The 22249-nt window shown below is 43.4% G+C and carries 22 protein-coding genes and 1 riboswitch; of the genes, 8 read left to right on the top strand and 14 right to left on the bottom strand.

All coding sequences use genetic code 11. The features are described 5' to 3' along the window. Positions 1–52: 52 nt before the first annotated feature. From ade (AC0VZ9_RS12745) to AC0VZ9_RS12685, 13 genes are all read right to left on the bottom strand, one after another. The gene (gene ade / locus AC0VZ9_RS12745) at positions 53–1864 is read right to left on the bottom strand and encodes an adenine deaminase (RefSeq protein WP_019379975.1); all 1812 of its coding nucleotides are present in this window, start codon (positions 1862–1864) and stop codon (positions 53–55) included. A 3-nt stretch (positions 1865–1867) separates the two neighbouring features. Beyond that, positions 1868–2143 (bottom strand): EutN/CcmL family microcompartment protein, encoded by a 276-nt coding sequence (locus AC0VZ9_RS12740; RefSeq protein WP_019379976.1) that lies wholly within the window; start codon positions 2141–2143, stop codon positions 1868–1870. A 13-nt stretch (positions 2144–2156) separates the two neighbouring features. Then, on the bottom strand, positions 2157–2888 hold the full coding sequence (locus tag AC0VZ9_RS12735; protein ID WP_019379977.1) for a hypothetical protein: 732 nt from the start codon (positions 2886–2888) through the stop codon (positions 2157–2159). Between the two features lie 2 nt (positions 2889–2890). Next, entirely contained in the window at positions 2891–3175 is a 285-nt protein-coding gene (locus tag AC0VZ9_RS12730) for a BMC domain-containing protein (RefSeq protein WP_009334686.1), read from the bottom strand. Positions 3176–3198: 23 nt separating this feature from the next. Further along, positions 3199–3612: a BMC domain-containing protein gene (locus AC0VZ9_RS12725; protein WP_009334687.1), complete on the bottom strand. Its 414-nt coding sequence runs from the start codon at positions 3610–3612 to the stop codon at positions 3199–3201. Between the two features lie 105 nt (positions 3613–3717). Then, positions 3718–4677: a hypothetical protein gene (locus AC0VZ9_RS12720; protein WP_475397449.1), complete on the bottom strand. Its 960-nt coding sequence runs from the start codon at positions 4675–4677 to the stop codon at positions 3718–3720. A gap of 16 nt (positions 4678–4693) precedes the next feature. After that, positions 4694–4957 (bottom strand): BMC domain-containing protein, encoded by a 264-nt coding sequence (locus AC0VZ9_RS12715; protein WP_009334689.1) that lies wholly within the window; start codon positions 4955–4957, stop codon positions 4694–4696. 25 nt (positions 4958–4982) lie between these two features. After that, positions 4983–6320, bottom strand: a complete 1338-nt coding sequence (locus tag AC0VZ9_RS12710) for a UbiD family decarboxylase (protein ID WP_475397448.1) — start codon at positions 6318–6320, stop codon at positions 4983–4985. Beyond that, on the bottom strand, positions 6317–6862 hold the full coding sequence (locus AC0VZ9_RS12705) for a UbiX family flavin prenyltransferase (RefSeq protein ID WP_009334691.1): 546 nt from the start codon (positions 6860–6862) through the stop codon (positions 6317–6319). The genes AC0VZ9_RS12710 and AC0VZ9_RS12705 overlap by 4 nt, the downstream gene beginning before the upstream one ends. A 34-nt stretch (positions 6863–6896) precedes the next feature. After that, the gene (locus AC0VZ9_RS12700; RefSeq protein WP_019379980.1) at positions 6897–7487 is read right to left on the bottom strand and encodes a cysteine hydrolase family protein; all 591 of its coding nucleotides are present in this window, start codon (positions 7485–7487) and stop codon (positions 6897–6899) included. 27 nt (positions 7488–7514) lie between these two features. Beyond that, positions 7515–8975 carry an allantoinase AllB gene (gene allB, locus AC0VZ9_RS12695; protein ID WP_019379981.1) on the bottom strand — a complete coding sequence of 487 codons (1461 nt, stop codon included), beginning with the start codon at positions 8973–8975 and terminating at the stop codon, positions 7515–7517. Positions 8976–9046: 71 nt separating this feature from the next. Beyond that, on the bottom strand, positions 9047–10375 hold the full coding sequence (locus AC0VZ9_RS12690; protein WP_475397447.1) for a nucleobase:cation symporter-2 family protein: 1329 nt from the start codon (positions 10373–10375) through the stop codon (positions 9047–9049). Positions 10376–10629: 254 nt separating this feature from the next. Further along, positions 10630–10980 carry a Na-translocating system protein MpsC family protein gene (locus AC0VZ9_RS12685; RefSeq protein WP_009334695.1) on the bottom strand — a complete coding sequence of 117 codons (351 nt, stop codon included), beginning with the start codon at positions 10978–10980 and terminating at the stop codon, positions 10630–10632. 164 nt (positions 10981–11144) lie between these two features. Beyond that, positions 11145–11242, top strand: a riboswitch (purine riboswitch). 179 nt (positions 11243–11421) lie between these two features. Here AC0VZ9_RS12685 and AC0VZ9_RS12680 point away from each other — a divergent pair. From AC0VZ9_RS12680 to ade (AC0VZ9_RS12645), 8 genes are all read left to right on the top strand, one after another. After that, the gene (locus AC0VZ9_RS12680; protein ID WP_071159021.1) at positions 11422–11910 is read left to right on the top strand and encodes a (2Fe-2S)-binding protein; all 489 of its coding nucleotides are present in this window, start codon (positions 11422–11424) and stop codon (positions 11908–11910) included. 3 nt (positions 11911–11913) lie between these two features. Then, positions 11914–12498: a nucleotidyltransferase family protein gene (locus AC0VZ9_RS12675; RefSeq protein WP_217025009.1), complete on the top strand. Its 585-nt coding sequence runs from the start codon at positions 11914–11916 to the stop codon at positions 12496–12498. Positions 12499–12514: 16 nt separating this feature from the next. After that, positions 12515–13390, top strand: a complete 876-nt coding sequence (locus AC0VZ9_RS12670; protein WP_251175517.1) for an FAD binding domain-containing protein — start codon at positions 12515–12517, stop codon at positions 13388–13390. Continuing rightward, on the top strand, positions 13387–15675 hold the full coding sequence (locus AC0VZ9_RS12665) for a xanthine dehydrogenase family protein molybdopterin-binding subunit (RefSeq protein ID WP_192908566.1): 2289 nt from the start codon (positions 13387–13389) through the stop codon (positions 15673–15675). Before AC0VZ9_RS12670 ends, AC0VZ9_RS12665 begins: the two co-directional genes overlap by 4 nt. Positions 15676–15683: 8 nt before the next feature. Continuing rightward, entirely contained in the window at positions 15684–16517 is an 834-nt protein-coding gene (locus AC0VZ9_RS12660; RefSeq protein ID WP_475397446.1) for an XdhC family protein, read from the top strand. Continuing rightward, positions 16496–16810, top strand: a complete 315-nt coding sequence (locus AC0VZ9_RS12655; RefSeq protein ID WP_071159011.1) for an XdhC family protein — start codon at positions 16496–16498, stop codon at positions 16808–16810. The genes AC0VZ9_RS12660 and AC0VZ9_RS12655 overlap by 22 nt, the downstream gene beginning before the upstream one ends. Positions 16811–16900: 90 nt before the next feature. Further along, the gene (locus AC0VZ9_RS12650; RefSeq protein ID WP_071159009.1) at positions 16901–18268 is read left to right on the top strand and encodes an NCS2 family permease; all 1368 of its coding nucleotides are present in this window, start codon (positions 16901–16903) and stop codon (positions 18266–18268) included. 39 nt (positions 18269–18307) lie between these two features. After that, positions 18308–20044 carry an adenine deaminase gene (ade, locus tag AC0VZ9_RS12645; protein WP_475397445.1) on the top strand — a complete coding sequence of 579 codons (1737 nt, stop codon included), beginning with the start codon at positions 18308–18310 and terminating at the stop codon, positions 20042–20044. Positions 20045–20519: 475 nt separating this feature from the next. On the opposite strand, the gene AC0VZ9_RS12640 is transcribed toward ade (AC0VZ9_RS12645), so the two are convergent. Continuing rightward, complete coding sequence (locus tag AC0VZ9_RS12640; protein WP_251175521.1) at positions 20520–22241, bottom strand: glycosyl hydrolase family 18 protein; 1722 nt, start codon at positions 22239–22241, stop codon at positions 20520–20522. Between the last annotated feature and the right edge of the window lie 8 nt (positions 22242–22249).

The raw sequence follows: 22249 nt of genomic DNA, 5'->3' as shown, positions 1-22249 counted from the left end.
CCTGCTAATTTTTTTACTATATGAAAAGCGGCAGAGAACGCCGCTTTTAAGTTCAATTAATAATGGTCGGAATGACCTCAAATTTATCTACATCGATCAGTCCCATATCTGTAATTTTCCACTTAGGGCTTGTTACCAGTGACCAGAATGATAAATGCATAAACGGAACCTCCATGCCACAGCCAAGAACATCTTTTGCAAGCTGCGACAATTCGTCTACCTTTTCACTCATTTCTTTTCCAGTTAATTCGTCTGTCATTAAACCGCCAATCCTCAATGGCAGGTCACCGACTACTTTGCTATCCTTTATCATCGCTATTCCGCCATCCATTGCAATTACACGGTTCACCGCAGTTACCATATCTTCGTAGTTTGTCCCTGTTACGATGATATTGTGTGTATCATGGGCGACGCTTTCTGCAATGGCACCGCTTTTCAAATCGAAGCCATGCAGGAAAGTCTTACCGATTTTTCCTGTTCTGCCGTGGCGTTCTACAACCAGAAGCGGCAGCACATCCTGCTTAAGGCAAGGCAGCACAATGCCGTCTTTGACATTCAGAGTGAACTCGCTTCCGCCAGTTAAGTTCTGAAAAGGTATAGCTTCAATTGCCCTTACTTTTGCTCGGCTGCCTGAAGCCTCAATAGCCAGCTCCTTGAGTGTTACAGGTTTTCTCCTCACTGACTTTTTCACACTTTCCGGATATATGTAAGGAGCAATATCTATGGTTAATTCGCCTTTTTCAGCTGCTTTTTTTCCTGCAAGATATACCTGGTCAACGGTCATATTGTTCAGGTCGCTGATCACGACAACGTCTGCCCGTTTGCCTGGTGCAATTACCCCAACATCTTTAAAGCCAAAATGGGAAGCCGGATTTATGGTCGCCATTTGGATGGCCTCCACAGGATCAATGCCTACAGCAATAGTTCTGCGGACAATATCATTCATATGTCCGTAATTTAACAGATCAGCAGGCACCATATCGTCTGATACAAGGATTGCACGGCGGGAATCGAGCCCATCCTCTGTTATGGCACGGATACAGTCTGCCATATTTCTTTGGGAAGAGCCTTCACGCATAAACACACTTACACCATTGCGCAGCTTTTCGACAGTTTCTTCTTTTGTCGTAGTCTCATGGCAGGACACATGGTTCCCGCCACTGATAATATGAGCGGCAAGCTCTTTGCCAAACAATCCTGGTGCATTCCCTTCAACCGTTTTTCCTATACTGTTTGCATACGAAACTGCGGCAACAAGGTCGTCTATTAATTCCGGGGCATGCTCATATACCGGCCTGATATTGCTGAAGCTCTGTATCTCTCCAATTCCCTGTACATTTGGGTCAGCCAATAGCTCTTTCATATCCTTGGAAGTCACATCAAATCCGGAGGTTTCAAGTCCGGGAGCATCAGGCACCGCGCAGGGAACCGTGAAAAGGATCCGGTTTGGAAGTGTCTTTGCTTCTTCAATCATCGCCTGCATCCCGTGAACCCCCAGGACATTTCCAATTTCATGCGGATCTCCAATCAGCGTGGTGGTCCCAGTCGGAATGGAAAGCTTGGAGAATTCCGTGCAAGTCAGCATTGCACTTTCAAAATGCATATGAGAATCAATAAACCCGGGACATACGAATTTCCCCTGAATGTTTTCCACTTTCGTTTTTGGCCCGATTAAGTCTTTTGCATCTCCCGCCATTAAAATATATTCACCTTTCATCGCAACGTCTGCTTCATAGATCTCCCGGGTGATGACATTGATGAAGTATCCTCCTTTCAGGACTACATCAGCAAACTGGCTGGAATCAAGCAGCACGTCAATAAGCTTGCGGTATTGCACTGCCTTTTTTATGTCTATTGCATCCATTTATTAACCCCCTGTCTCCCCTTCTACACTGTCAATAATTCCGATAATGGCCGCATCTATAGGAGCATCTTTATTTTGGACGGCTCTTGATGCCATGCTTCCAGTCACATATATGACCTTCTCTCCTATTCCGGCACCAACAGTATCAACGGTTATAATGGGGTTCGGTAACAGCGTGCCGTCCAATCCTACAGGCTGGGTAATTAATAATTTTGTGCCCACAAGATTATCATCTTTTCTTGTGGCAGTTACACGACCAACCACTATTCCCATTTGCATAAAGACCTTCTCCTTAATGTAGAATGATTTCGATCTTCAGTTCCTTTGCTGTATCTCTTGCAAGGGGGGTAATGATAGCCCCTTTTGGAACAGCTATTTGATCAAGCTTACTAAAGCGGGCAAACCGGACTGATTCATCGGTAATAACCGTTTTCTTCACATGCTGAACATCAAATTCTGCTTGTTGATGGAAATCTATTAATCTGATTCCAAGCATCTTCAGTTCTGTCATCTGCTCATTGAGCTTCCTTTTTAACATGTCGGGGCCTTTATCCATTCCTTTCAGTTTCCAATATTGGCTGAAGGGATCACCTCCAGCCTTTAAAGCCGTGATCCGTTTTCCCTTCAATAAGCCCTTTAGGATGATCTGCACAATTGGTCTCTTTTCGTTAAGGGACAGTATGTCTGTTATTAAAGAAAAGGATAGAATAGGCAAAAAGATCTCATCGAATTGATCAATTGGCTGGGCATGAAACGCTGTCGGAGAGATCCAATCGTCATTTCCAGTCAGATTAACTAACTCCTGAAGCGGAAATTGTTTTAGCATTTCCTCCTCAGCAGCCATTCTGAGTGTAATATCTTTCTTTGTTAACTTTTTCAAGTAAGAAAATCCTGGTTCCATCCCTATCATATGAGAGGTTAATAGAGCCAGGATGTGAGGTTTTCTGTCTCTGCAGCTGTCATTTCGCAGGTAAAGCTCCTGCAGAGTGTTTTTTGCCATAACACTCTGCTTTTTGCTGCTCATGCTTATTCACCGATATTTTTTGATAAAAGAGCTCTTTCAACTTCGCTGTGCGGCCTTGGGATGACATGTACCGAAATGAGTTCTCCAACTCTGCTGGCCGCTTCCGCACCTGCATCGGTGGCTGCTTTAACTGCTCCAACATCTCCTCTGACCATAACCGTTACAAGACCAAATCCCACTTTTTCATATCCGCAGATCTCCACATTAGCTGCTTTAACCATTGCATCCGCTGCCTCTACTGCGCCTACAAGACCTTTTGTCTCGATTAATCCCAATGCTTCACCCATTGTGTGTTTCCTCCTTAAATTTATTAACCTGATGATTTGTCTGTATCGTTAACATTAAAGTTGCTGCTCTCTTTTGCTTGCTTTTTTCTATTCGGGTTAACCTCTAGTCTGTTACCCCCTTGAGCATCATTTCCAGGATGCATATCTTCCAGCTTAAAATTCGGAAGCAGCTTCCCTGCTACTTCACTGTGGGCACGCGGGATGACATGAGCAGAAATTACTTTTCCAATTCTTTCTGCAGCACTAACACCAGCATCGACAGCAGACTTCACTGCCGCTACATCCCCGTTAAAATGGATTGTAACCCCCAGATAGCTCTCCACTCCTATTACTTTTTCAATTCCTACAATTTCTACATCTGCTGCTTTTACGGCTGCATCTGCTGCAGAAACTGCTGTTGAATAACCAACGGTTTCAATCAGTCCCAATGCTTGCAACTGGTAAATCCCCCTCCTATGAAATAGACAAATCATCTCTCCATGCCTATAAGATGCTTCCGGGATGAATAGTTTCTGATCTGTGACAGAGATGCTGGCTTACAACTAATTAATTCTGTCGAATTCCTTATGAAGCTGATCAGAGATGCGTGAAACATCATCATAGTGTCCATGAAGCAGCAAGTATTTCTTCTCTATTAAAAAATTGAAATGTTCAGAAGTGCTTTTTTTCATGTAACGGTCAAGGATCAAAATACCCGAATAATAGTCGATCCCTTCAATGACAGCCACACCGCCGATTGAAGAGTTCAGCCCCAATTGTTTAGTAAGCCATGGACTGGGGGATTTTTCTCTATAGATTTGAGTAGTTTTAAAGGATTTTTGGGAAAGTTTTTTAAAGAAGCTCTTTAAGGCGTTTAATAGTATCCCATGATTCTCTTCATATAGCTCCAGCGAAAAAGATTTCCCGCTGTTTTTGTCCCATGTCAGGCAATATCTTAAAGAAGGAAACTCTCTTAAAAGGTCATTCAGCATAAATAACTGCCCTGGCGTGCATTTTTCTGAAATGACTACACCGATTGAGGCTGTTTTTAATTCCCGCTGAAAAGAGCTTTCAAGAGCTGGATGAAGCTCTGAGAACAGCCAGACTTTTACACCCTCCGGCGTTTGTCCGATAAGCTGGCTTTCTCTTGCATTACGGTCAGGTTTTATATCAGCAAAGCCAGCATTGGAAGAAACCGGATGTTTCCCCTGTACCAGGGATAGGGTTTGAAGCTGTGCAATTTTTTCCTTAGCTGAAGACTTGGGTGCAGAATGAGAAACTGGTTGCCTTTTAAGGTTTTGATGTGGCTCTGCAGTCTTGACCGGTACTGAATGATGAACTGATATTCTTTTATTCATTTTTTCCTTCTGGTAATTAGGCCGGGTAATGCCCGGTATATTCTTCTTCTTTCCCTGCTGCCTGCTTGGGGGGGACTGGTTGGAAACCCCATTAATAGGATTTACTTTTGACTTGCCGTAAGGCTTCATCACTTCTTCTACAACACTTTTAATAAAGTCAGACACACATTATGCACCTCCTTTAAAGAATTTTGCGAAGTTCTGAATGAGGGCGGGGAATAACATTAGCCGAAACCAGTTCTCCTCCTGTCATGGTGTGTGCAGTCTTCCCAACCTCAACAGCTGCAGACACTGCTGCGACATCGCCCTCAATAATGACGGTGACAAGGCCGGATCCGACTCTCTTTAAATCAACTAAACTGACATTTGCCGCTTTTGCCATTGAGTCCAGCGCTTCAATAGCCGCTGTCAAACCCCTAGTTTCAATCAAGCCTATTGCCTTCATTTTTGACCTCCTCTACTGCAGAAGCTTAAAGATAGTCTTCGAGATTCACTTCAATGGGGATTGAAGTCCTTTTAAATAACTCTTCTTTTCCAAGAGGATAGGTTGCGTCGATGCCCATCTTATCACTGACTCCTTTTAGATGATGGGAAGACTCGAGCGGCGATCCCTTTGCACCCTGAACGATAAATATGTCATCACCAGCCTGGACTCTTGTCGCAATGGCCCATTCAACATCATCTGAATCAAAAATATCGACATCATCATTCACGACAACCACATGCTTTAAATCCTTATCGCTTGCAAAAGCTGCAAGTGCTGCCTGCTTGCCGTCACCATCATGCTTCTTCTCAATTTGAATGACTGCATGATAGCGAGCCACCCCGCCCATCGGGATATGTACAGCTTTTATATTTGGAACCACTTGCCGGACGGTGCTTAAAAGCGTAGCTTCCCTTACAAGCCCCATCGGCAGCCTTTCTTCATAGCTTGATGGAAAAATAGTCTGTGAGATAGCATTATCACGATAAGTAACGGCTGAAAACTCTACAACCGGCTGAGGCGTTCTGGTGCCATAATAACCTGCCAGTTCGCCAAACGGTCCTTCCAGTTCTCTTTCATATGGCAGCATTCTGCCTTCCAAAACGATTTCCGCCTCAGCCAATACTTCCAGATCGACCGTTTTGCATTGAACAACATCAAGGGATTGGCCGAGCAGTGCACCGGCAACATCCAATTTGTCGGTATGATACAAATGTGTACTAATCTGAGAACTTAATACAACTGCTGGAACCACTCCAAACATAACAGCCACTTCCATCGGTTCGCCAATGCTTTCATAATGGGCATATTGCTCCATCAGCTCTGGGGAGGTTATGAGAATATTTGTTCGATTCCCGCCAAGATATTGCATTCTGCGAATGGAGGTATACCTTTTTCTCCCCGATAAATCTTTAACCACCAATATTCCTGAAACATAATAGGCACCTGAGTCTTCCGCGTGATAGGTTGGGATAGGAAACAAGTCTGCAAGATCGAATTCCCCGCTCACCAGATTCTCCTGAACAGGGCCAGTTTGCCTTAACGTGGTTGGAATAGGGTTAACAATTGAGTCGATGATTTTAGGAATAAGTTCGGCAGACTGGATTCCCATGCTGTCAGCCATCAGCTCTCTGTCACCTCCCAAACCGGCCGCCATGAAAGATTGATAGCCTTTAATTTTTTCAAATAAAAAAGGCTCTTTTCCTTTTTTGGCATTAATCACTGCCCCCAGCTCGTGCATCGGATCCACTTCTTTTTTCACCCGATGAAGAAGTCCCATGCTTTCCCATCTATCCAGCAATGCCCTCATTGTTACAGGGTTCATGCCTTTTCCCCCCATCTCTCCAGCAGCTCATGGTCAATATCCAGCATGTCCAAGATCCTCGCCACCATAAAGTTGGCCAGCTCCCATATTTCCGTCGGCTTATGATAGAAGCCTGGTGATGCAGGCATTATACATGCTCCACTCTCAGCAAGAAGAGTCATATTGCGCAAATGAATCAAATTAAAAGGTGCTTCCCGAGGAACAATAATGAACTTTCGATTCTCCTTCAAGACAACACTGGCAGCCCTGCTTAGTAGCGTATCACCGACCCCATTCGCAATAGCTCCCAATGTATTCATCGAACATGGCACGATAACCATTCCGTCTGTCTTAAAGGATCCGCTGGCAACCGCAGCGAAAAGATTTTGGTTGCTGTGGATAGTGGCATACTCCTTCAGCTCGTCCATCTTGACCCCGCATTCAAATTGCATTACTTTTTCTCCCATCTCCGTAGCAATTAAATGCGTTTCGATCTCTAATTGATGAAGAGCGCGGATCAATGTATAAGCATACAATGATCCGCTTGCTCCGGTAATGCCCACTAAAATCCGCTTTTTCCTAGTCCCCAGCGAGGAGTTAGACAACAGATTCGTCTTGGGAGAATTTCTTTTTAGCAAGCATTTTGTAATTTTCTGTTGATAATATATCTCCGAAGATATCAATGTCTCTTAAACCTGATACATGCATATCGTCATCCTGAGAAGCGGTGGCATCTGAAATGCAAATGACATTGTAGCCGTGATACAAAGCATCAGAAGCAGTACTGCGAACACATACATTGGTCCAGACTCCAGTCAGCACGACGGTATCAATTTCTTCTTCTCTCAAGAAGAGATCAAAATCGGTGTAGCTAAACGCACTATGCCGCCTCTTTTGGACCACATAATCCCCTTTGCTCTCATCAGGCTGAAGCTCTGGAATGAATTCCGAACCCCAGGTTCCCTTAACTGCATGGACAGGCCTCACGCGAAAATCCCGGTCATTTTTTCTGTGTGCTTCCTGAACATGCACAACCTGGATATTGTGCTCATGAGCGAATTGAATAAGCTCTTGAATTTTGGGAACTATTTTTTCGCCATTTTCACACCTTAATGCTGCTTTTTCGCCGATAAAGTCGTTTAACATATCAATAATGACCACACAGTGCTTTTTTCCCCTAAGTTCCAATCCGGTCAGCCTCCCTCTATTAACTATTTATTGCTGTGCTACTGGGTCTTTTGTTTTTGCTTTTACCGCTTCGTATTTTTCATACTTGAATGTTCTCTCAAGCCTCTGAATGCTTTGGCGCGGAACATACTCACCATAGCCCGCTTCTCCTACGATGCCTTTATCTTCATCGAAAATCACGTTTCCGCGAATGATCGTTTGGACTGGCTTTCCTTTAAGCTTCATGCCATGCAGAGGGTTATATTTAGCCATTGATTCTGTTTTTTGCTCGTCTATTACATATTCTTTCTCAAGATCAATAACAGTGAAATCAGCATCACTGCCAATTTCCATTGATCCCTTTTTAGGGTAAATGCCATAGTGAATGGCGGCATTGCGGCTCGTTACCTCGACAAATCTTGATAGGGATAAACGGCCTTTATTTAAACCTTCACTGACAAGGATCGGCACCATCGTTTCTACCCCGGGTATGCCAGGGAAAGTGTTCCAGATCGTTGCCCCAGGATAATCCTTTTCTGTGGCAATTTCATATGGAGCATGATCTGTACCGACAAAATCGATGGTTCCGTCAGCCAGAGCCTGCCAGTGAGATTCGTTATCCTCTTTTCCTCGTAAAGGAGGAGCAATCTTTGCATAGGAACCGCGCTCTGACATGGAGTCCTTTGCATTAAGTACAAGATAGTGAGGACAGGTTTCTGCTGTAACCTTAACACCACGCTTCTTGGCTGCTTTTACCAGCTCGACGCCTTCTTTTGTGCTCATATGTACCACATGTACACGTGCGTCTGTAGCTTCTGCAAAGCTGAGAATCAATTCAATGGCCACCTTCTCAGCGAGGCTTGAACGCGCTTCCGCCCATGCTGGTCCGTCAAGGCGCCCTTCCTTTTCAAGTTTTTTGGAATAGAATGTGCAGATATCATAGTTTTCAGCATGTACACCAATTGGGAGTCCGGTTTTTGCAACGTTACTGAAAATTTCCAGCATCTCTGCGTCCGATACTTTAGGGAAGGTAGGTACAGAAGGAGTCATGTAAACTTTAAAGGCAACAACTCCCTGGTCAATCTGCGGATAAATATTATCAATCCAGCCTTCACGAGCATCTTCTCCAGTCATGCCTCCCCAGAAACAGTAATCAATATAGGCCTGATCCCTGATTGGTCCGATTTTTTTATTGAAACTCTCCCCATCACGAACGGATGGCTTGCTGCAGCAAGGCATATCTATAATGGTTGTTAAGCCTCCGGCTGCTGCAGAACGGCTGCCAGTAGCAAAGGTTTCTCTATGAGTGAAGCCTGGATCCATAAAATGAGTATGCGGATCAATACAGCCTGGAACGACTAATTTTCCTTTAATATCAATTACCCTGGCTGCATTTAGAAAAGAAATGTCATTAGTGTAGCCAACAATTTTTCCCTCGTTTACCAGAATATTTGTTAAAACCTGACGATCTCCCTGGGGAATGCTTGCATTTTTCAAAATTAAATCCATTTCTCCTGCTCCTATCTATTATTTGGATTTCTGCCTCCCGAAGAAGAGGCAGATGGTTTCAGCAATTGCATTTAAATCGCATCAGCTGAATGATCTCCTTTCAGCTGTTCGATTCTTTCACTTTCACTTATATTTAAATCTTTATAATTAAATACCAAATTTAATAAAATTGCTGTGATGCTTCCCAGCACGATCCCATTTTCAACCAGCAAGCGTGCGCTTGTTGGAAGACTTTCAAAAATTTGCGGGACAACTGCCGAACCAAGTCCGATTCCTATGGAACAGGCAACGATAAGCAAGTTTTCATTTTTGCTGAAATCAACAACAGAAAGCATTCTGATTCCGGATGAGATAACCATTCCAAACATTGGAATCATTGCTCCGCCAAGAACAGCCATAGGGATAATCGTGGTCAGAGCTGCCACTTTAGGCAAAAGCCCCAAAATCATTAATATAACGCCAGCTGCGATAACTACATTTCTCGTTTTTACTTTAGTTAGCGCTACAAGTCCCACATTCTGTGAAAAGGACGTATAGGGAAATGCATTAAAGATTCCTCCTATTACCACAGCCAGCCCCTCTGCACGCAGCCCTTTTTTTATGTCTTTGGAGTCCAGCTTTCTCTCACAGACATCTCCGAGGGCCAGAAATACCCCAGTAGATTCAATCATGCTCACTATAGCTACTAAAGTCATTGTAAGTATGGCCGAGGCATTGAATGTCGGGAATCCGAAATAAAATGGCTGAACGACATGAAACCAGGAAGCCTGGCTGACTTCGGCAAAGCTGACGAGCCCCATAAAATAAGCAGTGATCGTTCCGGCCACCAATGAAAGCAGCACAGATATAGCTCTCATATAGCCTTTAAAGAACCTGTTCATTAAAATAATGAGAACGAGTGTAAATGCAGCCAGGAATAAATTCTGGGCACTCCCATATTCTGGGGAACCAATTCCTCCTGCAGCATTATTCATTGCAACAGGGATCAAGGAAACCCCGATAATAGCTACCACTGAACCGGTTACGACCGGCGGGAAAAATCTCATTATTTTACTCATAAATTGAGATAAGATCATTACGATGATTCCCGAAGCAATAATGGCCCCGTAGATGGCTGTAATGCCCTGCAAATTCCCGATGGCAATCATGGGTCCGACTGCTGTAAAAGTACATCCAAGAATCACCGGCAGCCTTATGCCAAAATGCCTCCCCCCTATTACTTGAAGCAATGTAGCAATTCCGCAAGTAAATAAATCAATTGAAATTAAGTAAGCAAGCTGCTGGGCCGTGAGCCCTATTGCCGGTCCAACAATCAGTGGAACAATAACAGCACCTGCATACATGGCCAGCACATGCTGAAATCCCAAAGTCCCTACTTTCCAAGGATTTAGCTTTTCCAAAGACTTCCCCTCCAGGTTTAATTCTTTGTTATGCCTCAGCCTGACTCCAGCGGATAAAAACAGGCATCACCTCCCAAAAGAAAAATGAGTATAAAAAAAACCGCAGCAATAGATAACATCAAAGTACACATAGATGCTCTATTACTGCGGTTTCATTCAGCTTCCGTTAAACAAAAGGCAAAGGAACCGCTCCGATATTCAGGTTTAAGAAAAACTGCGGCATGCACAGCTTCCCCAAACATATTGTAAAACTGCTATTCTTCAAAATAAATAACTGTGCATGCTTCTTCGGTATCAGGATCGTAATCTTTTAAAATCGTTTTGACTTTCAAATGGAGAGAATTTTCAATCAGACCCTTTAAAAGCGATTTAAATTCAACAATTAATGCTGAATCAACCGATATGGTAAGGTGATGAAAATTCTGGCTTAGCATATGCAGTGCCTGTACACGCTTATGCTGAGCAAATATGATGACTCTATCATCAAAAGTTTCAAGACGCTGTTTCTTTACGCCTGTACCGTAGATCTCCTGATTGACACGATTATAAAGAAAAGCGAGATCTTTTTTTAATGATTGATGGAATTTTGAGGTTATTACAGTCATGTAGTCCTCCTGTTATTCACTATATTAAACAAGGCAGTTTTATAAGTCAATACCATTTATCAGAAAATTCTTACTTGACAAAATATTAACTTAACTATTACACTACAAATCAACTCCCCCTCTATTTCTATAATTGTCTTGATAATACCTCCCTCCAGCACACTGAAAAATCAAATAGAATTTTTCGTATAACCTCAATAATCGGTTTGAGGGTTTCTACTGGGAACCGGAATTCCTATCTACGAAAGGCTTTTTCCTGTGGACAGCATCCAGGAACCTTTTGTGCAGGAATTTTTTTGTGCTTATTAGTCTATTTAGAAGAATATGCATAATATCATAATTTAAATACCTCTGCTTGCTCGCCAGACTATTATCCCTTAATACTCACACAATTTCTCATTGTCATTTTTAAGTTTCAAAGCTCTATGAGGAGGCGAAGATTTGAAAAGTATTAATTTTATTGTTAATGGAAAGGAACGTACGGTCGTTTGCCCGCCTGCTAAAACACTCCTGGATGTCTTAAGGGAAGATTTAGGATTGACTGCCAGCAAGGAATGCTGCGGTAAGGGAGAATGCGGATCATGCTCTGTACTAATCAATAAAGAGGTTGTATGCTCCTGTCTAGTCCTCGCTGGCCAGGCGGAAAACCAGGTGATCACAACTTGTGAAGGAGTCGGCCTATCACCAAATCTCGATGTAATTCAGGAATCATTTATTGCTGAAGGGGCAACACAGTGCGGTTACTGTACTCCGGGTATCATCGTATCAGCTAAAGCATTTTTAGATAAAGTTGACACGATCCCATCTGCAGAGGAAATTAAAACAGCATTAGGCGGCAATCTATGCCGCTGTACAGGCTATACAAAAATTATTAAGGCAGTGCAGACAGCTGCTTCAAAAAAAATATCCGAACCGGAAGCAGCCAAATAGTCCATGACACATACAGCTATTGTTCTTGCTGCAGGCCGATCCAGCAGAATGGGCACTTTAAAAGGACTGCTGCCGTGGCAAGGAACGACATTATTCGAGCATCAGCTGCAAAACCTCATGGAATCCGTGTTTTCTGACATTGTTGTCGTTTTGGGTTACAAAGCCGAAGAATTTATTCCTATCGCAAAGAAATACCCTATCAAAATCATAATGAATGAACAATTCCATGAAGGAAAATGCTCATCAATCATTTCCGGAGTTAAAACCGCAGTCAAGTCAGCAGAAACGATTCTTATTACATCTGTTGACCAGCCGCTTCAGTCTTTCACCGTTAACAGGCTTGCAGAATCTCTTGCAAAAAGCGGCGGCCTGATTGCAGTTCCCAGCCATCAAGGCAAAAGAGGTCACCCTATCCTCTTTTCCGCCCAATTGAGAAGCGATCTTTTATCTATCAAGGAAGAAAGAATGGGCCTGAGATTTGTAATTCAAAAGCATGAAAAAGCTCTTCTTGAGGTGCCCGTTGAAAATGATGAGATTCATCTCAACCTGAATAAACAGGCAGATTATATAAATGCCCTAAAAAAATGACCTGGGAGGTAAGTCAATGCTCGTTTCAGAAATTGATATGATTACCCCTTCCTCACTATCCGAATGTCTGACCCAGCTATCAAAGGAAGACAGGAAACATAGATTGATAGCCGGCGGGACAGATGCAGCAGTCCGGATGAAGGAAGGCAAATGGCGGCCTGATACATGGATAAATATTAAAAACTTAAAAGAGCTGCGCTATATCAAAGAAAGTGAAGATTTTATCCATATTGGCCCCTTGACCACACATACCGATATGATTCAATCACCGCTTCTGCAGAGAAAAGCGGATGTTCTCGTGGAAGCAGCCCGTGAAGTCGGAGCCACCCAAATGCAGAATATGGGAACAATCGGGGGAAATATTGCTACTGCTTCCCCTGCGGGCGATACCCTTCCGGCTTTGTATGTTCTCGGTGCCATGCTCGAACTCACCTCACTGACGAATAAACGGACCATTCCAATCGAAGAGTTTATCACTGGTCCCGGCAGGACAGTTTTAAAAGAAAATGAAATGATTACAAAAATCCTAATAAAGCCGCAAAAACCAAATGGTATAGGCATTTTCCAAAAGCTCGGCCCCCGAAAAGCACAATCCATTTCCATTGTGAATGTAGCCATTTCACTCACAATGGACAATGACCGCAATTGCACGGAAGGAAAAATTGCCTTCGGTTCTGTGGCGCCGACTATTATCCGTGCACGCAAGTGTGAATCAATGCTTACCCTGGGGCTTCTTAACGAGGAATTAATCCAGAATATCGCCAAAATTGCCTGGAAAGAGGTCATGCCCATTTCAGATGGAAGAGCAACTGCTACATATAGAAGAGATATGGCAAGCGCTTTACTGGAAAGAGGGTTATATCGTTTAATCAGGAGGTGGGAAAACCAATGAACACCAAATGGGTTGGAAAAAGAGTCCAAAGAATCGATGGCCCGGAAAAAGTAACAGGAGAATTAAAATATATGACTGATTACCAATTTGACAATATGGTTTGGGGCAAAGTCCTGCGGTCTGAATATCCGCATGCCAAAATAAAATCCATTGACACTGAAGCAGCTAAAAATCTCCCAGGTGTTATTTGTGTACTTACCCATAAAGATATTCCCGGCTTTAATGGATTTGGGATTGTTGTTCCCGATCAGCCTGTTCTGTGCTCAGATGTCGTACGGTGCACAGGTGATGCTGTAGCACTGGCTGCAGCAGAAACTCTGGAAATCGCCGAACAGGCACTGACGTTAATCAAAGTGGATTATGAGCCTTTGGAAGTTGTTGCTGATGCTGAATATGCCTTAACCGATTCTGCTCCAAAGCTTCATCCTGATGGCAATTTGCACAGCCATGTGAAAATAAAAAACGGAAACATTGAGGAAGCCTTCGAAGAAGCTGACATCATTGTTGAGAATACCTTCTACTCCCCCCGCCAAATGCATGCATTTATTGAAACAGAAGGCGGCTGGGGAGTTATGGATGAAGAAGGATTCCTCACGATTCGCTGCCCTGGCCAATACGCGTACCGTGATCGAATGCAGATTGCAAGGTCCCTGGCTTATAACCCTGAAAGAATCAGAGTCATTTCAAGTCCTATTGGAGGAGCATTCGGCGGGAAGGATGAGATTACGGTTCAAATTTATCTGGCTCTCCTTGCCATGCATACAAACGGGCGGCCGGTAAAAATTCATTTAAGCCGTGAAGAGTCTGTCATTGCCGGCATAAAAAGGCATCCATTTAAAGTCAAAATGAAAACAGCTGCCAAAAAAGACGGCACATTGATCGCTAACCAGGTAACTGCCATAGGAGATACCGGGGCCTATGCTTCCCTGGGTGGGGCAGTCATCGCTCTGGCAATCGAGCATTCTTGCGGCCCTTATAAAATTCCAAATGTGGATCTCGAAGGCTTCTGTGTTTATACCAATAATGGCATTGCCGGTGCCTTCAGAGGCTTTGGCGTCAACCAGGTATGTATGGGAATTGAAACCCATATGGATATGATTGCAGAAAAACTGGGAATGAATCCAATTGAACTTCGCAAAAAAAATGTCTATCATCAGGGCGAAGTTTCAAGTGTCGGCCACATTGTCAAATCCAGTGTGGGCACCTATAAAACACTTGAAACCGCAGAAAATTGCGATCTGTGGAAGAACCGTGAAAAATATAAATCCGAAGTGAGTGAGCCATGGAAAAAACGGGGGGTGTCCCTCGCAACTTCCTTTCATGGCATTGGAATGGGTATTGGCCTGCCTGATTATGGAGCCGCCTCTATCGAACTTCAGTCAGACGGTAAATTTCTTGTAGGTGTCGGATGCGAGGAAATCGGCGGAGGCAATAGCACTGTGTACGCCCAGATAGCGGCTGAGATGCTGAACTGTGATATCAGCAATATTATGGTCGTTCAAGGAGATACACAGAAGACACTTGATGGCGGTACTGTAACTGCCTCCCGCTCCACCTACACCGGCGGAAGAGCTGTTGCGGCAGCAGCACCTAAGATGACTGAGCTTCTTATCCAAACAGCTGCTGAAATGCTGAATTTACAAGCATCAAGAATTGACTTAAGACCAAACCATATTTCAGCCGATGGACAAATCATACCCTATAAGTCTATATATAAGTACCTTTATGATCAACATCAGTCTGCCAGAGTAGAAGGACACTTCTACCTTCCAAAAGAAAAGGAAGAAATCAAAGGCTCAGGCGGCGCCCCCCATCATTTATACGGATATTTAACCCATGTCGTGATGGTTGAAGTAGATACTTTAACTGGTGAAACGGATGTTTTGCGGGTTGTTTCCATCCCTGATGCAGGAAAAGTCATTAATCCGCAGGGGTTAGAGGGCCAGGCTGAAGGCGGAGCAGTAATGGGAATCGGCTATACCCTTTTTGAGGATGTGCTGATAGAGAATGGTTATCATAAGACACGGAATTTCACTGATTATATCATCCCCACTATTCGCGAGACGCCTTTAATTGAGACCTTCCCTGTTGAAGAGCCCGAACAATCAGGGCCTTTTGGGGCAAAAGGAATTGGTGAAGTAGTGATGATTCCGATTATCGCTGCTATCATGTCGGCCATATATGATGCAACAGGAGCTAGAATCTTTCAACTGCCTGCTACTCCTGAAAGAGTTTTTAATGCATTGAAAGATCTAAAAAAACAAAAAGTCCAATCTGCAAGGTGATGCAATTGATGAGCCGCAATTTATTTGCCAAATTAGAAGAGTCCATCAATAACCGAAAAGACACATATCTCCTTACCGTTACAGACTATCCTGATAACAAAATCCTCGGAGCAAAAGCGTTATTATGGCCAGATGGAGGCCTCTGTACTGAAAACTCACTGCTGCCGCAGGATGTGAAGGATCTATTAATAGCACAATGCAGTATACTTGTCGCCAAAAAGCGGTCCGGCGCAGTGAAATTTGTGTGGAAGGACAGCATAATTGAATGTTTTGCAGAATACTTCCCTGCTCCGCTCCATTTAATAGTCGCCGGGGCGGGCCATGTGTGTGAACCCGTGGCAGAAATGGGGCGTATGCTGGGATTTTTCGTCACAGTAATAGACGATCGGGAAGAGTTCGCAAACAGGGAACGCTTTCCATTTGCCAATGAAGTGGTTTGCCAATCCTATCTGCGTTATTTCAGGGATGTGGATATTTCGGAAAAAACCTATATTCTCCTTCTTACCAGGGGACATAAATATGACGTGCTCAGTTTGAATGAACTTTTAAAAAGAAACAGTCAGGCAGGATATATAGGCATGATTGGCAGCAGAAGGCGCATTTCAGGTGTTTTTAAAGAACTTCAGCAGGATTTTCCGGATGAAAGCTTTGACAATTTATACACCCCTGTAGGACTAGATATCGGAGCAGAAACACCTGCAGAGATAGCAGTCAGTATTATGGCAGAAATTCTAAAAGTAAAAAATCAAAAATCTGGAAATTCTTTAAGTACACAGATTAAAAAGTATGCGAAGATGGGTTTCCATGAGGGGGCCGGCAAATGGACCAAATGCAGCTCATAAAGCGAGCCATCGAAGTCAGGAAAGGAGGTGAGAAAGCAGCGCTCGCCACAATTATTCGCACCAAAGGGTCCACTCCGAGAAAAACTGGAAGCCGAATGATTGTGTTTCCCTGCGGAAGAATTGAAGGTACAATTGGCGGGGGCTGCGGTGAAGCAGAAGTGATTGAGAAGGCCTTCGAAGTCATCCAATCGAATACTCCAAGTCAACAGCGCGTTGATTTAACGAAAGGGCTATTTTTTGAAGATGGAGGAATCTGCGGCGGAATTATGGATGTCTTTATTGAACCAATTTAACCAAAATAATGTATAACTCCCGCCTATTCCATGGTCAAGTCAGTTTGTATGGCAGAATGGACATTTACCATGAAGAAGGAGTGACTTTTCATGTCGATAATCGAAAAGGATCTTGGGTCAGGCCTCCCGCCTGCCTCTGGTGCGAACCTCTTAGAACGGCTCTTTAAGCTATCCGCACGAAATACCAATGTAAAGACAGAACTTCTTGCGGGCGTTACTTCGTTTATGACAATGAGTTATATTATCTTTGTCAACCCGATTATCTTAGCGGACGCAGGAATACCAAAAGAAGCCGCACTGGCTGCAACCATATACGCAAGTGTCTTCTGTACTCTTCTAATGGCACTGTGGGCAAATTTCCCTGTTGCGGTTGCCCCTGGCATGGGGCTGAATGCTTTTTTTGCTTATACAGTAGTCCTTGGTCAGGGACTTTCCTGGCAAACAGCCCTTGGAGCTGTATTTATATCGGGAATTGTGTTTTTAATTTTAACAGTTACAGGAGTCCGCCAAAAGATCGTAGATGGTGTCCCGGATGTTTTAAAGTCAGCTATAGGTGTTGGGATTGGATTATTCATTGCTTTTATTGGCTTAAAAAATGCAGAACTTGTGGTCGCAAATGAATCTACATTTGTCGGCTTAGGAAGCATAACAAGCCAAGGCCCGCTTCTTGCCCTTTTTGGATTAATTATTGCCGCCCTCCTCATGGCGAAAAAAGTAAAAGGCGCGCTGCTGATTAGCATATTGGGTACAAGTGCGCTGGCCATGATTGTTGGCTTTATTGCCTATCCAAAGGCCGTAAGTGATATCGTATCCCTCAGTCTTCCAAGCATGTCTGACACGTTTTTAGCTATGGATATTATGGGAGCAGTAAAATATGGCATCATCTCAGTCATTTTCTCCTTTACTATTGTAGAATTATTTGACAATTTAGCTACCCTCATCGGATTATCAAGAAAAGCTGGCCTCACTGATGAAAATGGAAAAATTGAAAATCTGGATCGTGCACTTCAGGCAGATGCAGTTGGCACGATGGCAAGTGCAGCCTTTGGAAGCACTGCCTTAAACGCATATGTGGAAAACGCAACCGGGATCTCGGAAGGCGGACGCACTGGCTTAACTGCTTTAACTGTAGCTGTTTTATTTTTTTTGTCGCTCATTTTTGCTCCGCTCATTTATTTCATACCATCTGTAGCAACAGCACCTATCCTCATCCTCGTTGGTGCCTTAATGCTCAGTGAAATAAAACATATAAGCTTCGATGACTTCTCTGATGTCATACCTGTTTTTTTAACAATCGTTCTTATGCCTTTAACTTTCAGTATCGCCCAGGGGCTGGCATTCGGCTTTATCTCTTACACACTGCTTAAGCTTCTTACAGGCAAGCATCATCAAATTCACTGGATCATGTATTTTGTCAGTACAGCCTTTATCATTAATTTCATTATGGGCGGACATTAAAAAGATGTTTGTCATTTTCAAAAAAAGCGAGGAGTTTACATGAAGCTAACCATTGAAAATTTACGAAAAAGAATAGACGTGGCAGCCAAAAGGACTCCTGCCGATCTGGTTATTAAAAACGGGAAGGTAATAAATGTATTTACACGCGAAATCATTGAGGAAGACATAGCCATTGCCGATGGAATCGTAGCTGGCTTAGGAAGATATGAAGGGAAGGAAATCATTGATGCTGGGGGCAGCTATATAGCCCCCGGGTTCATTGATGGGCATGTCCATATTGAGTCAGCGATGGTTACCCCTGCTGAATTCAGCAATGTTGTTCTCCCGCACGGAGTAACGACTGTCATTGCAGACCCTCACGAAATAGCCAATGTCAGCGGAACAATAGGCATTGATTTCATGCTGGAATCTTCAGAAGAGATCCCGCTTGATGTATTTTTTATGCTTCCATCCTGTGTGCCTGCAACTCCATTTGAAAATGCCGGCGCTTCTCTCAGTTACAAGGATCTTGAAAAATATTACGGTCACCCGAGAGTGCTCGGTCTTGGTGAAGTAATGGATTACCCTGCTGTTATGAACAATGATGCAGAAATGCTAAAAAAACTGGAAGACGCTCATAGCAAAGGAAAATGTATCGATGGGCATGCAGCAGGACTTAATGCAGATGAAATTAATATATACATGGCCGCCGGGATTAGGACGGACCATGAATGCATAAACCCTGAAGAAGCACTGGACCGAATGCGCAAAGGGATGTATGTTATGCTGAGGGAAGGATCGGCGGCCAGAGACTTATTAGCACTTCTCAAATCTGTCAGCGAACATAATGCACGGCGCTGTTTATTCGTAACGGATGACAAGCATCTGGATGACCTGATCAATGAAGGCAGCATTGACCATAATGTCAGAATGGCCATTAAGGAAGGGATGGATCCTATTCTTGCCGTTCAAATCGCTACGCTGAATGCAGCAGAATGCTTCGGCCTGAAAAATAAAGGGGCTATTGCTCCCGGTTATGAAGCCGACCTGATATTTCTTAGTGATCTTAGGAATGTAAAGGTTGAGAAAGTAATGAAAAGCGGAATACTTGCTGCAGAAAACGGGGTCATTAAGGATCCAGTTCCTGAGAGCCTCGAACCTGTAACTGCCATTTTGGACAGTGTCAAAATCGGCAGCCTAAACGGTGAGGATTTAAGCATAAGAATGGGAACTGGGAATGCCAATATTATTGGCATTATACCAAACAGCATTGTGACCAGGCACCTGGTGGAAAAGGCCGATTCACTTAATGGCTATTTCCAGCCTAATTCTGATAAAGATTATTTAAAATTGGCTGTGGTGGAGCGGCATCACCTCACTGGAAGCATCGGGCTTGGCATAATTAAGGGGCTGGGGATTACAAGAGGAGGGATTGCATCAACGGTTGCCCACGATTCCCATAATATTGTGGCAGCAGGCACCTCTGATGAAGATTTACTGGCGGCAATTAAGCATACGGCAGCAATGAAAGGCGGCCTGGCTGTTGTCCAGGATGGAAAGATCCTTGCGGAACTCCCCCTGCCTATTGCCGGGCTCATGAGTGATCGGGATTCTTCATTTATTTACGGACGTTTGTCTGAGTTGAATCATGCACTTAGAACAGTCGGATGCAGTATGGAATTCAACCCGTTTTTGACGCTTTCATTTTTAGCGCTTCCAGTAATACCTGAGCTCAAGTTAACTGATAGAGGATTATTTTCCGTCAGCTCCTTTAGCCACATTAATGCAGAATCATAGAAAAGCGGAAGCTGCCCGCCTATAAAGGAACCCAGACTTAAAGCGCTACGTCCTCCCAAAAGCTACCGCTTTCGGTCGTGCGATGTATCGCTGCCGTAGCTTTCCTTGTCCTGTGGCAGCGTCTGCATGACCCGCATCCTCCCAAAAGCTGCCGCTTTTGGTCGTGCGAAGATTACGCTGACGAAGCCTTCCTTGTCCTGCGGGCCTCAAGCATAAGACGAGCCGGCTAAATGGCTGCACTTAAACTATTTGGACGGATTGATAGAAATGTTGAGGCGACTGTCCAGGGACGACAAGCATAAGGCGGTTTTTCCTTCTGGAAGGGAACGGCTTATGACCTCGAGTCCCTAGGAGTCGAAACTAGACACGCTTAGACCCGAGACCCGCTGGCGCATGGAGCTAGTCAATTATCTAACTTCAGAATTTATACATTCTTATCTTTTAAAATAAGGCCGGAGTTTTCTCCAGCCTTATTTCATTTCTTAGTGACTTCCTTATTATCTAATGTTAATGCTGCCCAAGCTGTTTCATCTGCAAAGTACCTGCTCCAGCTTGCCACACCGGCCAAATTATATTTCTTTGCCAATTCAGTCCGTTTGGTTAATGATAGTTCATCTTCAAGCCACACTTTATATGTGATTTTATCTTTTTCTGAGAAATGCTCCGCATAATTTTGCCCGCTTTCCGGATCATATACTGGAGTAACGTTATTCTGACTGAGCCACTCTTTTACTTTGCTCATAGAAAGTGCTTTAGAAGAAACATCCCCGTTTGATTTTTGTTCCCACAGTCTTGTATATAAAGGCACTCCCAATATTAATTTTTCATTAGGAACAATCTCCAGCAGATGTTTCAGGTTTTCTTCAACCCACGGCAGGCTCGCTACGCTTCCTGCAACCTGCGAGCTTCCCCAATGTTCATCATAAGCCATGACAACCAAATAATCTGCTATCCCGGCAAGTTTATCCCTTTCATAAAAAGCCGACCAATTACCGCTCGATGAAATGAATGTAATATCCATAGACACAACTAAACCTGCTTCATGAAAGTACGGAGTGGCTTCCCTCACAAACTGTGTTATTAATGGCCCATCCTCCGGATTAACATTTTCAATGTCCAGATTCACCCCATTTAATTCATACATTTGACTGAAATGCATAAGCTGCCGAATCATATTCTTCCTTGATTCAAAAGAACCAAATGCTTCATGTGTTAAATCAGGGTCAAATGCATTTGAAAACAAGCCCCATATTTGGTATCCCTGTTTTCTTGCCCACATTGAATATTCTTTCGATCCCAGGTTTTTGATGGAACCTTTTCCGTCCGCAAGCTCAAACCATGTTGGAGAAATGACATTAATACCCGGCATCTTCGGTATTTTTGAAGTATTAGGGTTCTTTGTATATACCGCTTCCCAGGTCAGCTGTATAGGACCTTCCAGTTCCGGCACTGTATACGCAGATTCTTCAAGGGAAATAGCAATCTGTTTGTTCTCACCCTTTTTTATGTATTGTTTCTTCAAATAACCAGCTGTACCGTCTTCTTTTCTAATAAAATAGTAGTCTCCTTTTTCTTGTTCTACTAAAACTTCTTCATTTGGAGATACTGAAGCCGTGTACGGAGATTCCAGACTGTCTTTCGTCCTCAGCCGAAGCAATTCTTCATGAATATCTTTTTCCTTCACCTTGCCGGAAACCATTGACTCTCCATCTTTGTGAACCCATATTGCACCTGTATCAGAGAGAATTGAATAAGTAATAGGATAGAAAGCCAAAAGCGGCTCGATAGCCAAATATCTGTCTTTTCCTATCTGTTTAGCAGCTGTAAAATCCAGTTTCATAGGCTTATCATTCACATAATAGCTCAAAGATTCCAATGGCATCTGCACTACTTTATTTTTTGTGGCGATAATGATGGATTGTGAGTGTTCATCAAGAATAATGCCTTCATCGACAAATTCCTTCAAAAACGTTAATGGCAGGTAGATCGATTCACCTTCTATATAAGCATTGCCCGCCTGTTTGCCCATAAACAATATCGGATGTTCTCCTTTAAAGTAAGACACCTTTTCCTTTGAAGCAAAAGGATATAAAATCATGAAAATGCTTGAAATTATCAGTGTAAAAGCAAACAAAAGCCCCGCAAAGATAAGTTTTTTAGCGGCAGGCTTTTGTGGACTTGTTTCAATTTTATACATTCCTTTTC

Source organism: Cytobacillus sp. QJM3NY_8 (genome assembly GCF_056173585.1).
Note: the sequence above shows the minus strand (reverse complement) of the source record. Positions and strands in the feature narration are given on the sequence as shown.

Coding starts and splice junctions, on each gene's coding strand:
- AC0VZ9_RS12640 (WP_251175521.1), bottom strand. CDS start 22,241: ATGTATAAAATTGAAACAAGTCCACAAAAGCCTGCCGCTAAAAAACTT.
- allB (WP_019379981.1), bottom strand. CDS start 8,975: ATGGATTTAATTTTGAAAAATGCAAGCATTCCCCAGGGAGATCGTCAG.
- ade (WP_475397445.1), top strand. CDS start 18,308: ATGAAGCTAACCATTGAAAATTTACGAAAAAGAATAGACGTGGCAGCC.
- AC0VZ9_RS12740 (WP_019379976.1), bottom strand. CDS start 2,143: ATGCAAATGGGAATAGTGGTTGGTCGTGTAACTGCCACAAGAAAAGAT.
- AC0VZ9_RS12735 (WP_019379977.1), bottom strand. CDS start 2,888: ATGAGCAGCAAAAAGCAGAGTGTTATGGCAAAAAACACTCTGCAGGAG.
- AC0VZ9_RS12710 (WP_475397448.1), bottom strand. CDS start 6,320: ATGAACCCTGTAACAATGAGGGCATTGCTGGATAGATGGGAAAGCATG.
- ade (WP_019379975.1), bottom strand. CDS start 1,864: ATGGATGCAATAGACATAAAAAAGGCAGTGCAATACCGCAAGCTTATT.
- AC0VZ9_RS12670 (WP_251175517.1), top strand. CDS start 12,515: ATGCTCGTTTCAGAAATTGATATGATTACCCCTTCCTCACTATCCGAA.
- AC0VZ9_RS12675 (WP_217025009.1), top strand. CDS start 11,914: ATGACACATACAGCTATTGTTCTTGCTGCAGGCCGATCCAGCAGAATG.
- AC0VZ9_RS12730 (WP_009334686.1), bottom strand. CDS start 3,175: ATGGGTGAAGCATTGGGATTAATCGAGACAAAAGGTCTTGTAGGCGCA.
- AC0VZ9_RS12665 (WP_192908566.1), top strand. CDS start 13,387: ATGAACACCAAATGGGTTGGAAAAAGAGTCCAAAGAATCGATGGCCCG.
- AC0VZ9_RS12660 (WP_475397446.1), top strand. CDS start 15,684: ATGAGCCGCAATTTATTTGCCAAATTAGAAGAGTCCATCAATAACCGA.
- AC0VZ9_RS12655 (WP_071159011.1), top strand. CDS start 16,496: ATGGACCAAATGCAGCTCATAAAGCGAGCCATCGAAGTCAGGAAAGGA.
- AC0VZ9_RS12685 (WP_009334695.1), bottom strand. CDS start 10,980: ATGACTGTAATAACCTCAAAATTCCATCAATCATTAAAAAAAGATCTC.
- AC0VZ9_RS12650 (WP_071159009.1), top strand. CDS start 16,901: ATGTCGATAATCGAAAAGGATCTTGGGTCAGGCCTCCCGCCTGCCTCT.
- AC0VZ9_RS12715 (WP_009334689.1), bottom strand. CDS start 4,957: ATGAAGGCAATAGGCTTGATTGAAACTAGGGGTTTGACAGCGGCTATT.